Here is a 14,011-nt window from a genome sequence, read left to right as displayed (position 1 = left end):
GTTATTGGGAAGAAAAAAAGGAGCAGACCTTTTGGCCAGCTCCTAATTGATTATGACATCTATTTCATTCTTTACTTTCTGATACAATTCCTCAAAGGTGCTCGCGGCTACGTCAACACATGTACTATCATACTTTTCTTTTGCATAAGCATATTTAGGATCATAATACGATTCTAATAAACGAGAGACAACCTTTTCATAATCATTATTTAAGACAGCTTCTTCAATATCTGCCCTAATTGGAGGAGAAATTCGTTTAGCAAGCTTATTAATCGCTTCCTCAATTTGCTCTTTATGCAAAGATGGATTATACACTTCGCAAATATGCTTTACTCTCATCGTAAACGGAATATGAACATGTATTCTTGTTCCGAAAAATTTTCCTTCTAATAAAAATTGAGGAATAATTACCCTGCCAATCCTCTTACTTTCTGATTCAATAATCAGGTAAGGTGAATGTTGAATTTCTTTTAAACGCTCATAAAGTCTTGATTCAAACTTTTTCTGCGCGGCCGCTTCCTCTCCAATTCCTCCGAAAATAGAACCTCTATGGCCTGCCAATTTTTCTAAGTTAATGACAGGATAATCCTCGTTCTGTAATTTTTCGAGAAGTTTTGTCTTCATTGCTCCCGTATGACCTTCGATAACAATAATACGTTTTGCATTCTTGGCCATTTCATGAAAAAATTGTTCGATCGACTTACGATAAGAGCGGATTCCTCCTATAAGCTGCAAACATTCAATGCCCATCAAATTCATTGTCTGCGAGATACTTTTACTCCGCATTCCGCCGCGAGCACAATAGATAACAACTTGTTTTCCTGGATTATTTTGCATTTCAGATTTAATCTTTTGAAAAATTCCAGTTAATTTAGGGGCTACGATTCCCAACCCGCGTTCAACTGCATATTCTTTACCTGATTGCTTATATAGAGTTCCAATTTCAGCTCTTTCTTCATTTGTAAAGATACTTAAACTCTTTGCTCCAGGAATAAAATACTCTTCATATTCTTTTGGAGATCTGACATCGAACAGAAGATAATCTTTGCCCATTAACTCATCGATAGTAATTGTAGTTTTCTCTTCTTCCACAGCTATCACCCTTTAAAATATGTGAGTCTTAATATGATAAATAATAAAGATTGATTAACGAAAACAAGCACCCAAAAATAGGGGTGCTTGTCCATTTTACTTCATTTGTTTGTTCATAGCCTGCATCATTTGATTAATCTTCTTCTGAGAAGGCTTTTGCCCCATCTGCATCATCATTACACGCAGCATATTTTCATTAATAGGCGGATTTTTTTGTAAATAACTCATCATATACTTGCGGGCAATAAAAAATCCGATTGCAACGCCTGCAATCAGTGAAAGTGCACACACAAGGATTATCATCCAAGTACTCATTGTTAAAACTTCCTCCTTCATGTTGTCTAGAACTAGTTTACTACAAGTTATAGGTTACATACAAGATTTGAAAGTGATTTATGTAGCATATACCTTATTCAATTTGAACGGAGTCAGCCAACCGAATTTTTTAAGATGGTAATCCATGCCTAAAAAGTAAGGCTCAAATCTTCTTAGTGCTTCAAAAATGACAGTTTCTGCTTCCATGTCTCCAAAACTATATACATGCAAGTTTCTTTTATTTATTTCCAATCGCGCCGTACTGTTCTTACAATCTATTCGATAGGAATGCCCTTCATATTGCCATTGATATTTATCATTTAATTGTTCCCAAAAATGTTCTTCAAGCTGTGAGATGGGTAATAAAGAAGTTACATAGCTAATTTGTTTTTCTAATATTTCTTTTGTATTTCCGGCGGCTCCTCGCTCTTCCAAAAATAATTGAAATAATTTATTTTCTTTTCCGTAGTAGGCATGAGCAACTTCTTTCGTTATTAAATAAATATAAAATTCTCTCATGAAAACTGCTCCTCTCCGACTGCTTTGTTGTAGTATAAACAAATCTTGCCAAAAAGCTTGTCTAAACGAAGGAGCGAAAAGAAACTTTTTTTGTCGAATAACAAAGAAAAGAAGACTTTCGGTTGAAAGCCTTCTTTTTCAAATGATTCTTATATTATTTGTTTAACAAGTTCTTCACTTTGCTTACTACATTTTCCGGAGTGAAGCCATATTCTTTTATAATCGTTTCACCTGGAGCTGATGCACCGAATGTATCGATCGTAAGTGTGTCACCATCTAGACCAACATATTTATGCCAGCCTAATGAAGAACCCATTTCAATCGCAAGTCTTTTTGTAATATGTTTTGGAAGAACCGTTTCTTTATAATCATTGTCTTGTTTGTCAAAGCTCTCCCATGAAGGCATGGAAATAACTGATGCGTTAATTCCTTCTTTTTTCAACAGTTCTTGAGCATCTACCGCTAGACTTACTTCAGATCCTGCAGATAATAAAAGAACTTCAGCTTCACCATCCGCCGGCGAAATCACATAGCCACCCCGTTTTACGCCTTCATACGCTTTTTCTTTTGAATTTTTTAAGATTGGCAGGTCTTGACGACTCAACACTAAAGCAGTTGGCTGATTCTTACTTTCAACAGCTACTTTCCATGCCGCATTCGATTCGTATCCATCAGCTGGACGAATCAGATTTAAATTCGGAAGAGCTCGTAATGAAGCTAACTGCTCAACAGGTTCATGTGTTGGTCCATCTTCACCGACCGCTACACTGTCATGTGTAAATACATAAGTGACAGGAAGACCCATTAATGCAGATAAGCGCACTGCTGGACGTACATAATCGGAGAACACGAAGAATGTACCACCATAGACTTTAAGCCCACCATGAAGTGCCATTCCATTCAATGCTGCGCCCATTGCAAATTCACGGACACCAAACCAAATATTACGTCCGCTGTAATCGTCGCGGCTGAAATTTACTTCATTTTCTAAGAGCGTTTTATTCGATCCGGCTAAATCCGCAGAACCACCAAAGATAGCAGGTACATTTTTTGCTAGAACGTTAAGTGCTTTACCAGAAGATGAACGTGTAGCAATAGCTTTATCATATTCAGGCATGTTCGCATCAAAATTAGAAGGAAGTTCTCCTTTAATAGCACCTTTAAGCTCTTTTGCTAATTCTGGGTATACTTCTTCATATGACTTGAACAATTCGTTCCATTTATCCTCTTTATCTTTACCTTCAGACTTGAGTTCTTCAAAATGTGATTTTACTTCATCAGGTACATAGAAGTCTTCTTCAAATGTCCATTTGTAAGCTTCTTTTGTTAATAAAATCTCATCTTTACCAAGTGGTGATCCGTGAGAAGCTGATTTTCCTGACTTGTTAGGTGAACCATGACCAATCACTGTTTTTACTTCAATAAGAGTAGGTTTGTTTAATTCTTTCTGAGCTTCAGCAATGGCTTTTTCGATTTCATCTAAATTAGTTCCATCTTCAACAAACAGAACTTGCCAGCCATATGCTTCAAATCGCTGCTGAACATTTTCAGAAAAAGAGTGGTGCAATTCACCGTCTAACGAAATATCATTTGAATCATAAAGCATGATCATTCTGCCTAGACCTAAGTGGGCTGCTAATGAAGCACTTTCAGAAGAAATTCCTTCCATTAAATCACCGTCACCACAAATCGCATAAGTAAAATGATTAATGATCTCATATTGATCACGGTTATATTTAGCAGCAAGATGACGCTCTGCCATTGCCATTCCAACCGCCATAGCCATACCTTGGCCTAAAGGACCTGTTGTTGCTTCAACTCCTACAGTATGACCGTATTCTGGATGTCCGGGAGTTTTACTGCCCCATTGTCTAAATTGTTTCAAATCTTCTATTGTTAATCCATAACCGCTTAAATGCAATAAACTGTAAAGCAATGCAGAACCGTGCCCTGCAGATAAAACAAACCGATCACGGTTGAACCAATCTGGATTGGCCGGACTATGATTCATAAACTTCGTCCATAGGCTATAAGCCATAGGTGCAGCACCCATTGGCATTCCTGGATGTCCAGAGTTCGCTTTTTCAACACTGTCGATTGATAGTGTACGGATTGTACTTATTGCTAGTTCATCAATATTACGTGACAATTAAATCATCCCTTCATATGTATCTAATCCATTTTGACTTTCATAATAAACGTTCAACTCATTTTAGACAAGACAAACACCTTACAAACTTTTATTATTTTGCCTATACCCTCTTCACTTCATACAAAAACCGCCTGCACTATATCAACATTGTTGTTATAGAACAGGCGGTAAATTAACTAATTATGATAAATTTGGTAAATGACAAGAAAAATAGTCTGTGCTTTCATCATAGTCTAACTCCATATTTTCTACAAACCATTGTTCCTCGGGACGCACAAAAAATTTTACTCCTTCTACTTCCTGAATAAAGTCACGTTCATCAGGTACTGCAGGTGTCACTCCAAGTGAGAATCCCCCTGAATCTCCGCTTCCTGCGTACTTTACAAACAAACGTAAACCTTCCTTTGCTCCCAAATCAATATCTTTGTAAAGATTGGCAGCTGTGCTTGAAATTGAAAAAGTCAAAATATTCTCTCCCTTCGCAGGTGTTATATAACAGTATATACGATAATTAAAGGAATGCAACAGAAAAAATGCCTATTTGCAGAAAAGCAAATAGGCATTTTGTATTAATGTTTGAGATTATTTTTATTTTCTTTACTTCGCTTTAATTTTTCAGGTGTTACATCGTTGCCTTCCGGATCCATAAAAGTCACACCGTGCAAATCTTGTTTAAACGACTTCCGAAAAACCTTTAAATATTCCTCGCGAAGCTGTTTTTGTTCTGCTTTTTCTGCAGCAGATAATTCCGTTTGTTTGGATTTCTTAGATAATTCGTTTATTCTTTGTATTTTTTCTTTTGGTAACATGACAAAAAACTCCTTTATTGTACTCTTATACTCTATCCTACATGAGTACAATAAGAATTTCTAGTTATCGGTATTATCTATATACTCTTTATACCTTCTGTGTACGGTTGCTTTTGAGACATTAAATCCTAAACCTCGCAGCGTAGTGGCGATGTCATTAAATGTGAGTTTCATGTTTTTTAGACGCACGATTTCAGTAATCGGAACTTCCTTTTTTTCTCTTCCGCCAAAGTGTTTATTTTTTAAGTTTTTTTGTGGTTTGAATCCGGCCGATACCGCTTTTTTCATGCCCCGCTTAATTTTCATGTTGTGAAGTTTCCGTTGATATTCCTCTACAGTTGAAACAATATCCAAGACCATCTCATCTGCTTCGGTCAGGGTATATTCTCCTTGATGAGATAATGTATAGACTTTAATATTATATTTTAGGAGCTGATGCAGGATTGCCATTTTGGCTTTTCCTCTCCCTAATCGTGTATCATCTTGGATTAACAAACATTGAAAATACCCATCTCTAGCCAAGTCTAATAGGTTTAAAAGTTCTTCTCTGTCTAATGAATATCCGCTTGCTTTTTCAGTCATAGATTCGAGTACTTCCATCCCATATTGATTCGCCATTTTCAATAGTTCACTCATTTGTCTTTCAATCGATGTTGTTTGTTCTTCTTTTTCTGTACTAACTCTGCAGTAAATGATTGCTCTCATGAATAAGACCTGCTTTTCTATATTTATAGCTGTTTTCGTATGGCTGTTTTCGGAAACTTTGTTGTTTTTGAAGGCTGTTTTCGTATTCATTATTGCTTTTGAAAGTAGTTGATTTCCGTTACAGGTTGCTCGCTTTCCGCGGGGCAGACGGTGAGCCACATTCGTACGTTTTACTTATAAGTGTCTCACCTGCCCGGTCTGTCCCGCAGGATTCTCGCACCTTATACTCCAATCAACTTGTTAGTTATGTCACTGACAAATAACCTTGAAAACAACGATCTTTTAGAAAAGAGCTTTATTTATTGACTGGTATTACAAGTTTCTGTCCAGGAAATACAGCAGAAGCATTTACGCTGTTTCTGTCTTCTACCCATTTAATAAATTCCCAATTTGAATACTTATGTTCCCCTGTATACTTTTCAGAAAGACTCCAAAGAGAATCTCCCTCTTTAACTGTAACCTCTATATATTTCGTATCTTTCGCTGCCATATTCGATAATGTAAAGAAAATTCCACCTACTAAACATAAGAATACCATAACATGTACTGTCCCTTGTTTCATTGTTAAAATCCCCTTTCAACAAACGTTTGTTCGTATGTTATGTTTTAATAATAACTGGAACGTTTGTTCGGTGTCAACTGTTTTTTCGAACTTATGTTTGTATATCAATGAACGCCATGCTATACTTTTTATAGATAAAAATTCTGGTGAGGTGCATAAAAAATGACTAAGTTATCCAGAAGACAGTTGGATATTTTGGCTTTTATAAAAGATGAAGTTTCTCAAAAAGGTTATCCCCCATCTGTACGGGAGATTGGTGAAGCTGTAGGATTGGCATCCAGTTCCACTGTGCACGGACATTTGGCAAGACTTGAGAAAAAAGGTCTTATACGCAGAGACCCCACAAAACCAAGAGCGATTGAAGTTTTAGGACTAGAAGATAATGCTGCATCTGTTAAATCGATCTCAATCCCGGTTATAGGTAAAGTTACGGCGGGTCTGCCGATTAGTGCTGTAGAGAATGTTGAAGAATACTTTCCACTTCCTGAATACATGGTTGGAGACGAAAATGTTTTTATGCTTTCAGTTATCGGAAACAGTATGATTGAAGCAGGAATCTTAAATGGTGACTTAGTCGTAGTAAAACAGCAGCCAACAGCGAACAATGGTGACATTATCGTAGCTATGACAGATGAGGATGAAGCAACGGTTAAACGATTCTTTAAAGAAAAGAATCATATCCGCCTTCAGCCTGAAAACTCTTCTATGGAACCTATCATCCTTCAAAGCTGTACAATCCTCGGAAAAGTAATTGGCGTATACCGAACGATCCATTAAAATAAACAAGCAAAAAACCAGACTATTTTACAGTCTGGTTTTTATATCCTCTTTATCACTAAACACTTATCTTTTGTTATCGTTTACTTCTTTTATTTGATGGCCGATGTCAGGGTTTTTGATACTTTATAATAAGAATCATGTAAAGTTTTCATTTAACCATAAGGTCGATGCTGCAATAAACTTTTCAGCAGCTGGTGAAAGACTTTTAAAGGATATCGAACCAATTCCGATAGATGAAATGGCACGATCATCTGAAAGTGGTATTTTTTTTACACGATCAGGCAGATTGTGCAAAGCGATTTCAGGCAGGACGGCTACACCAAGTGAATTTTTAACCATCGAAATAATAGCCTGTTCATCATCTAAATGATATGCAATTTCAGGGGTGAGTTTATTTGATTTCAAAATGTTATGTATGATTTTAAGGGTAGAATTTTGTAGAATCAATTTCTCTTCATTTAGTACATATGGCTTTATTGAAATTTCATCACTTAAAGGATGGGTTTCCGGCACAACACAGGAAAAAGCTTCTCGCTTTAAATGTAGAACCTCCAGATCTGCAGCAGGAAGCATTAAAAAACCAAAATCGACAATCCCTTTAGAAATCCACAGAGAAATATCCTCTTGTTTCCCTTCTAAAATATCAATTTTTATATGCGGATATTGTTCCGTAAATTTTTTTAATATTCCAGGAAGCCATATAGCAGAAATAGATGAAAAAGTGCCAATCCTTACAGTACCTATTTCCAGTCCACGTATCTCCCCAGCCTCCTGAATCATTTTTTCATTTAAATATAGAATCTCTCTGATATAGAAAAGCATTCGCTCACCGTTTACAGTTAGTCTGATGCCTGATTTATTGCGGGTTAATAAGGAAAACCCCAGTTCTTTTTCCAAGCTGGAAATGGCATGGCTTACCCCAGATTGTGAAATTTTTAACGACTCACTTGCTTTTGTTAAACTTCCAAGTTCAACTACTGCATGAAATATTTCGTATTTGGCTATCGACAAATCCATTCTCCTTGAATTAGTTTTTTTCATAATATAACATAAAGTATGAATTATTTTAATTATATTTCGACAAAAAATGAGCTGATTAGAAAATGGAATTCATCTCTAAGCATGCTGCGCATATTGATAATACAAACAAAAAAACCCTGACGCTGCCAGCGTCAAGGTTTTTCAGTTTTAGTACAAGCTCATATATTGTTCGCGTTCCCAAGGGTGAACTTGTGTACGGAACATATCCCACTCGATTTCTTTTGCTTCAATGAAGTGCTCAGTCGCGTGTTCACCAAGTGCTTTTGTTAATACTTCACTTTTGCTTAAGTTAACAAGAGCTTCTTTTAACGTTGCAGGAAGATCTTTAATACCTTCTGCTTCACGCTCATCTTTATCCATTACATAGATGTTGCGGTCGATTGGCTTTGGAGCTGCTAATTTGTTCTTGATTCCGTCAAGACCAGACGCAAGCAATACTGCCATAGCAAGATAAGGATTAGCCGTAGGATCCACACTTCTTACTTCAATACGTGTACTTACACCACGAGAAGCAGGAATACGGATAAGCGGGCTTCTGTTTTGCATAGACCATGCTACGTAACATGGTGCTTCATAACCAGGAACTAGACGCTTATAAGAGTTAACAGTTGGGTTAGTGATTGCTGTAAAGTCTTGAGCGTGTTTCAAGATTCCTGCTAAGAAATGCATAGCCGTTTCACTTAAACCAGATTCTGTACTTTCATCGTAAAATGCATTTTTACCATCTTTAAATAGCGACATGTTTGCATGCATTCCAGATCCGTTTACACCGAATAACGGTTTTGCCATGAATGTTGCGTGAAGACCATGTTTACGTGCGATAGTTTTAACAGCTAGTTTAAATGTTTGGATGTTATCACATGTGTTAACTGCATCAGCATACTTAAAATCTATTTCGTGCTGACCAGGCGCAACTTCATGGTGAGAAGCTTCAATTTCAAAGCCCATATCTTCAAGTTCTAAAACGATATCTCTTCGGCAGTTTTCACCAAGATCTGTTGGTGCAAGGTCAAAATATCCGCCTTTATCGTTTAATTCTAGTGTCGGTTCACCTTTATCGTCATTCTTAAACAAGAAGAATTCTGGTTCAGGTCCGATATTGAACTCTGTGAAACCTAAGTCTTCCATTTCTTTAAGAACGCGTTTCAATATTCCACGCGGATCTCCATCGAAAGGAGTTCCGTCTGGGCTATAAATATCACAGATTAAACGAGCTACTTTTCCTTTTTCAGATGTCCAAGGGAAGATCACCCAAGTATCTAAATCCGGGAATAGATACATATCTGACTCTTCAATTCGAACAAAACCTTCGATTGAAGATCCGTCAAACATCATTTTGTTATCTAGAGCTTTTTCAAGCTGACTTACTGGAATCTCAACATTTTTAATTATACCGAGTAGGTCTGTGAATTGGAGTCGGATAAATCTTACATTTTCTTCTTTAACACTTTTGTAAATATCTTCTTTTGTAAACTTTGACAAATCTTTCTCCTCCTTATTATATAAAACGCCTTTTTGGCGAATCATTACCTGTTAAGTATTATGAGTAAAAATCAATGAAAAAATCTGGAAAGTTCTCCTTGTATTAAAGACGTCTTTCCGTGTCTTCCAGCATGAATTAATTCTCGCTTTAAACGCCGATGTATGGCAGATTCAGAAATTTCTTCAGCACCCTGCTGATTCTTAATAAATTCTGCTGCCTGCTCGTTCAGTTCAAATACTCGTTTAATTCCTGCTAAGTTGATACCCTGTTCTAACATTGCTTTAATTTCAAGCAATTTATCTACATCATTGAAAGAAAATAAACGACGGTTTCCTTCTGTCCTTGCAGGATGAATCAGTTTGTTCTCTTCATAGTAACGAACTTGTCTTGCCGATAATTCAGTCAGCTGCATAACAATACTAATGGGAAACAAAGGTAGGTTTCTTCTATTCATATCGTTCATACTAACTACCTCCTTTCAACTTATTTTATATCTTATGTCATAAAAGCTAACATGTCAATCGATATGTCAGAAAAAATAACATGGACAAAATAAATAGGCTGTTTTCGCATACTTTGTTGCTTTTGAAAGTAGTTGATTTCCGTTTCAGGATGCTCGCTTTCCGCGGGGCGTGCGGTGAGCCCATTAGTCGCTTTGCGACATTGTATGGTCTCTCCTGTCCCACTGATCCCGCAGGAGTCTCGCACCTTGCACTCCAATCAACTTGTCAATGAAGTCTCTTTACAAAAATTATTTAAAAGCAACAATCTTTTAGAAAAGAGCCTTTAGATACAGCCAAAAAAAAAAAGGGCTAAAGCCCTTTTTTATCAAGCTATACGGTAACTAATCCTTGTGTCAATAGTTCATCCACCGCTGAAAGAACAGCAATTTTAACGTGTTCAAAGGTTAGTCCCCCTTGAACAAATGCAATATATGGCGGGCGGATGGGACCATCTGCTGTGAGTTCAATACTCGCACCCTGAATAAAAGTACCAGCGGCCATAATAACATCATCCTCATAACCAGGCATATAGTCAGGATAAGGAAGTGCATAAGAATTAACGGGTGATGCTTTTTGAATCGCTTGGCAAAACTTAATCATTCTGTCCCGATCATCAAAAATGACAGATTGTATAAGATCTGTTCGCTTAGCATTCCAGGCAGGACGGGTCTGCATCCCTAATTCCTCAAGAAAAGCTGCAGTGAACACAGCTCCTTTTAGTGCTTGGGCTGTTACATGAGGTGCTAAGAAAAAGCCTTGATACATTTCCTGAAGACTATATAAGGAAGCTCCTGCTTCACGGCCGATTCCTGGTGATGTGAGACGATAAGATATTCTATTAATAAGTGTTTCTTTTCCCGCGATATATCCTCCTGTTTTAGCAAGTCCACCGCCAGGATTTTTGATTAAAGAACCTGCAATGATATCTGCACCTGCTTCAATTGGCTCACTTTGCTCTACAAACTCTCCGTAACAGTTATCAACAAAAACGATAAGCTCCTTATTAATTCCTTTAACAAATTCAATCATTTCTTTAATCTCATTAACCGTAAATGAAGGACGGTCTGCGTATCCCTTTGATCGCTGGATACCAATCATTTTTGTTTTTTCTGATAGAGCTGACTGAACAGCATCATAATTAATAGTGCCTTGCTCTGTAAGATCAACATGCTGGTATGTAATGTTATATTCTTTTAAAGAGCCTTCTCCAGTCCCTCTTATACCGACGATTTCTTCTAAAGTATCGTAGGGCTTGCCTGTTATATATAACAATTCATCTCCAGGACGGAGCACACCAAACAAGGATAGAGCTATGGCATGTGTTCCTGAAATGATTTGCGGACGGACAAGTGCAGATTCTGCTCCAAAGACATCCGCGTACACTTTTTCTAATGTATCTCTTCCTGAATCATTGTACCCATATCCTGTTGAAGGATGAAAATGATGATCTCCTACCTGGTTATTTTGAAAGGCACGCAGTACTTTTAGCTGATTAAATTGCGCTATTTCATCTATTGAAGAATGAACTTTTTTTATTTTTTCCATTACTTTTTCTGTCTTGTTTTCTAAAATCCCGCCATTTTGAAATAGTGAATACATACTACTCTCCTCTGTTGCCTATAGAATCTATTGATGAAGATGAATGGGCATATCCTTTGCATTCATACAGCTGTTTTTCTTTGTTAAATTCTTGCTCGAGCATAATGGTTTCTGATCGGAGCCTTGAAAGGAGCTTCCCGTCATGCGCTGGTACATCAATTTGATAGAATGTTAGTTGTTTTACAACCTCTTTTTCGATAGCTGAAAGAAGTGCTGAAATATCATTTTCCGAAAGTGCCGATATCGAAATCGATGGATTTTCAGGAATGAAATGACCTCCAAATTGATCTTTCTTATTGTAAACGGTCAACATTGGAATGTGACTGGCTTTTAAATCGTTCAATATACGACTTACGGTCTTTTCATGCTGAGATCGATCTTCACTTGACCCGTCAATTACGTGTATGAGCAGGTTTGCTTCTGCCGCTTCTTCTAATGTCGATCTAAAGGCAGCAATCAGTGAAGTGGGAAGATCTTGAATAAAACCAACCGTATCTGTTAGAAGCATTTGAAATCCGCTTTTTAGCTTTACTTTACGAGTTAACGGATCCAAAGTAGCGAAAAGCTTATCTTCTTCATAACTATCTGCTTCTGCCAGTTTATTAAAAATCGTTGATTTACCAGCGTTCGTATATCCTACAAGTGCGGCTTGGAAAGCGCCCTGATGCTTTCTGCGTTCTCGATATCTTTCTCGATGGTTGACAACTTGATTAATCTGCTGTTTAAGTTCATGGATGCGGAATCGAATATGCCTTCTGTCTTTTTCGAGCTTTGTTTCACCAGGACCCCTTGTACCGATTCCTCCTCCAAGCCTGGATAGGGTCACACCTATCCCAGAAAGTCTAGGCAATAAATATTCTAACTGTGCAAGTTCCACTTGCAGTTTTCCTTCACGAGTTTTTGCACGCTGGGCAAAAATATCTAAGATGAGTTGAGTACGATCAATAATTCTCGCGTTGAAATGATTTGATAAATTACGTACTTGAGAGGGGGACAATTCACTATTAAAGATGATTAGATCTGCTTCAAGCTCCTCTTCTAATGCGATAATTTCTTCCACTTTGCCTTTCCCAATAAAAGTAGCAGAATCATATCGTTCTCTTTTTTGCGATACAACAGCGCACACTGTGCCATTAGCTGTTTTTGTAAGTGATTTTAATTCTTCCATCGAATAAAAAAAACGCTCGTCGTTCTGTCTAGGAAGCTGACAGCCGACGAGAATCGCTTTTTCATGAACTGAATCATTCTGTCTGTTCAAAGTAACGATCCCTGCTTTCCATAGTCTGTTATCATCATATCAAATCAATTCATGTTCTTCTAGCACCAGGTCATCACTTTGAATGGTCATTAAGGTTTTCTTATCTGGCTGAACATTTTTCAAAAGCCGCACAGATTGCCTTCTTATGGCTTTTTCGATCATATTACGAACGTATCTTCCATTTGAAAAGGTTGAACTTGCTGAGTTCCTTATTCTTTCAATATGCTGTTTGAATTTCCACTCACATTCTTTCGTAAAAACGTATTCACGGTCAATTAACATTCTTTTGCTGATTTCCATAAGTTCATCAACATTATAATCCGGAAAAGATACGACTACAGGAAACCTGGAGGGAAGACCAGGATTTAATTTCAAAAAGCGTTCCATCTCTTTTGAATAACCTGCCAATATTAAAATAAAATCATGCTGCTGATCTTCCATTGCCTTTACTAATGTATCGATTGCTTCTTTTCCAAAATCCTTTTCTCCGCCTCTTCCTAAGGAATAAGCCTCATCTATAAATAGGATTCCGCCACTTGCTTTTTTTAATAATTCTCTTGTCTTTTGAGCCGTATGTCCAATATATTCACCAACGAGGTCTGCTCTTTCTGCCTCGATCAAATGACCTTTCGATAATACTTTCATTTCATGGAAGAGGGTTCCTAATTTCCGTGCCACTGTAGTTTTACCTGTACCGGGGTTCCCTTTAAACAACATATGAAGCGACTGTTTTTCAGCTTTCATACCCATTTCTTGACGGCATTTATTAATGTGAAGCCATGCATAGATTTCTTTAACGTGATATTTTAACTCTTCCATTCCAACAAGTTTATTTAAATCTTGTTCAATTTTAAGCAATGGGAGGTGCTGATCTGTTGCTTTTGCTTTTCCAGCCATCTGACTTGCTTCATCTACTCTTATTTTTTCATTGCCCTGATTCAGTACAATGTTAATTTGCCGATGCTTTTTCATAGCGATAGGGTCACTCAAGCGCTTCCACCTCTCTTTAGCCATTCACAACATTTATACGCATCTAACTGATCATCTGTGACAAATGCCTAATTCATATGCACTTCACTATTATTAATTTATGATTCAAGGTCTTACTCTACTACCAGTATCCAACTGTTTTTCAATCCCGCTTATGAAAGCGCTTACTGTTTTCAGATGAATAAAAATACTCAAGAAAGGCA

General features: G+C 37.2%; 15 protein-coding genes. 1 reads left to right on the top strand and 14 read right to left on the bottom strand.

Features of this window, described 5'->3' with window-relative positions; translation table 11 throughout:
• Positions 1-42 precede the first annotated feature (42 nt).
• The 8 genes from mnmH to yneA all read right to left on the bottom strand — a co-directional run bounded on the left by mnmH (position 43) and on the right by yneA (position 6,154).
• Complete coding sequence (mnmH, locus tag J2X07_RS05990; RefSeq protein ID WP_310257519.1) at positions 43-1,092, bottom strand: tRNA 2-selenouridine(34) synthase MnmH; 1,050 nt, start codon at positions 1,090-1,092, stop codon at positions 43-45.
• Positions 1,093-1,188: 96 nt separating this feature from the next.
• Positions 1,189-1,407: a YneF family protein gene (locus J2X07_RS05985; protein WP_310257518.1), complete on the bottom strand. Its 219-nt coding sequence runs from the start codon at positions 1,405-1,407 to the stop codon at positions 1,189-1,191.
• Positions 1,408-1,485: 78 nt separating this feature from the next.
• The gene (sirA, locus tag J2X07_RS05980; RefSeq protein WP_310257517.1) at positions 1,486-1,926 is read right to left on the bottom strand and encodes a sporulation inhibitor of replication protein SirA; all 441 of its coding nucleotides are present in this window, start codon (positions 1,924-1,926) and stop codon (positions 1,486-1,488) included.
• Positions 1,927-2,080: 154 nt separating this feature from the next.
• Positions 2,081-4,075, bottom strand: a complete 1,995-nt coding sequence (gene tkt / locus J2X07_RS05975; RefSeq protein ID WP_310257516.1) for a transketolase — start codon at positions 4,073-4,075, stop codon at positions 2,081-2,083.
• Between the two features lie 183 nt (positions 4,076-4,258).
• On the bottom strand, positions 4,259-4,543 hold the full coding sequence (locus J2X07_RS05970) for a HesB/YadR/YfhF family protein (protein ID WP_310257515.1): 285 nt from the start codon (positions 4,541-4,543) through the stop codon (positions 4,259-4,261).
• Positions 4,544-4,647: 104 nt separating this feature from the next.
• Entirely contained in the window at positions 4,648-4,887 is a 240-nt protein-coding gene (locus J2X07_RS05965) for a DUF896 domain-containing protein (protein WP_310257514.1), read from the bottom strand.
• Between the two features lie 60 nt (positions 4,888-4,947).
• Positions 4,948-5,592, bottom strand: coding sequence for a YneB family resolvase-like protein (locus tag J2X07_RS05960; RefSeq protein ID WP_310257513.1), 645 nt, complete (start codon positions 5,590-5,592; stop codon positions 4,948-4,950).
• A 295-nt stretch (positions 5,593-5,887) separates the two neighbouring features.
• Positions 5,888-6,154 (bottom strand): cell division suppressor protein YneA, encoded by a 267-nt coding sequence (gene yneA / locus J2X07_RS05955; protein WP_310257512.1) that lies wholly within the window; start codon positions 6,152-6,154, stop codon positions 5,888-5,890.
• Positions 6,155-6,316: 162 nt separating this feature from the next.
• Here yneA and lexA point away from each other — a divergent pair, with 162 nt between their 5' ends.
• Complete coding sequence (lexA, locus tag J2X07_RS05950) at positions 6,317-6,931, top strand: transcriptional repressor LexA (protein ID WP_310257511.1); 615 nt, start codon at positions 6,317-6,319, stop codon at positions 6,929-6,931.
• Between the two features lie 138 nt (positions 6,932-7,069).
• On the opposite strand, the gene J2X07_RS05945 is transcribed toward lexA, so the two are convergent.
• The 6 genes from J2X07_RS05945 to spoVK all read right to left on the bottom strand — a co-directional run bounded on the left by J2X07_RS05945 (position 7,070) and on the right by spoVK (position 13,808).
• Positions 7,070-7,945, bottom strand: coding sequence for a LysR family transcriptional regulator (locus J2X07_RS05945; RefSeq protein WP_310257510.1), 876 nt, complete (start codon positions 7,943-7,945; stop codon positions 7,070-7,072).
• Between the two features lie 177 nt (positions 7,946-8,122).
• Positions 8,123-9,457, bottom strand: a complete 1,335-nt coding sequence (gene glnA, locus J2X07_RS05940) for a type I glutamate--ammonia ligase (protein ID WP_310257509.1) — start codon at positions 9,455-9,457, stop codon at positions 8,123-8,125.
• A 71-nt stretch (positions 9,458-9,528) separates the two neighbouring features.
• Positions 9,529-9,921 (bottom strand): MerR family transcriptional regulator, encoded by a 393-nt coding sequence (locus tag J2X07_RS05935; RefSeq protein WP_310257508.1) that lies wholly within the window; start codon positions 9,919-9,921, stop codon positions 9,529-9,531.
• A gap of 370 nt (positions 9,922-10,291) precedes the next feature.
• Positions 10,292-11,560 carry an aminotransferase class I/II-fold pyridoxal phosphate-dependent enzyme gene (locus tag J2X07_RS05930; RefSeq protein WP_310257507.1) on the bottom strand — a complete coding sequence of 423 codons (1,269 nt, stop codon included), beginning with the start codon at positions 11,558-11,560 and terminating at the stop codon, positions 10,292-10,294.
• A gap of 1 nt (position 11,561) precedes the next feature.
• Entirely contained in the window at positions 11,562-12,818 is a 1,257-nt protein-coding gene (hflX, locus tag J2X07_RS05925; protein ID WP_310257506.1) for a GTPase HflX, read from the bottom strand.
• 39 nt (positions 12,819-12,857) lie between these two features.
• Complete coding sequence (spoVK, locus tag J2X07_RS05920) at positions 12,858-13,808, bottom strand: stage V sporulation protein K (protein WP_310257505.1); 951 nt, start codon at positions 13,806-13,808, stop codon at positions 12,858-12,860.
• Positions 13,809-14,011: the final 203 nt, after the last annotated feature.

It is taken from the genome of Fictibacillus barbaricus (genome assembly GCF_031457135.1).
Classification (GTDB): domain Bacteria; phylum Bacillota; class Bacilli; order Bacillales; family Fictibacillaceae; genus Fictibacillus; species Fictibacillus barbaricus_A.
The sequence above is the reverse complement of the archived record's forward strand: the minus strand, read 5'-3'. Positions and strand labels throughout refer to the sequence as shown.

Bases quoted from the DNA above. Each gene is read 5' to 3' on its own strand.
- J2X07_RS05930 (WP_310257507.1), bottom strand. From the start codon at position 11,560: ATGTATTCACTATTTCAAAATGGCGGGATTTTAGAAAACAAGACAGAA.
- yneA (WP_310257512.1), bottom strand. From the start codon at position 6,154: ATGAAACAAGGGACAGTACATGTTATGGTATTCTTATGTTTAGTAGGT.
- J2X07_RS05935 (WP_310257508.1), bottom strand. From the start codon at position 9,921: ATGAACGATATGAATAGAAGAAACCTACCTTTGTTTCCCATTAGTATT.
- sirA (WP_310257517.1), bottom strand. From the start codon at position 1,926: ATGAGAGAATTTTATATTTATTTAATAACGAAAGAAGTTGCTCATGCC.
- J2X07_RS05960 (WP_310257513.1), bottom strand. From the start codon at position 5,592: ATGAGAGCAATCATTTACTGCAGAGTTAGTACAGAAAAAGAAGAACAA.
- lexA (WP_310257511.1), top strand. From the start codon at position 6,317: ATGACTAAGTTATCCAGAAGACAGTTGGATATTTTGGCTTTTATAAAA.
- J2X07_RS05985 (WP_310257518.1), bottom strand. From the start codon at position 1,407: ATGAGTACTTGGATGATAATCCTTGTGTGTGCACTTTCACTGATTGCA.
- J2X07_RS05965 (WP_310257514.1), bottom strand. From the start codon at position 4,887: ATGTTACCAAAAGAAAAAATACAAAGAATAAACGAATTATCTAAGAAA.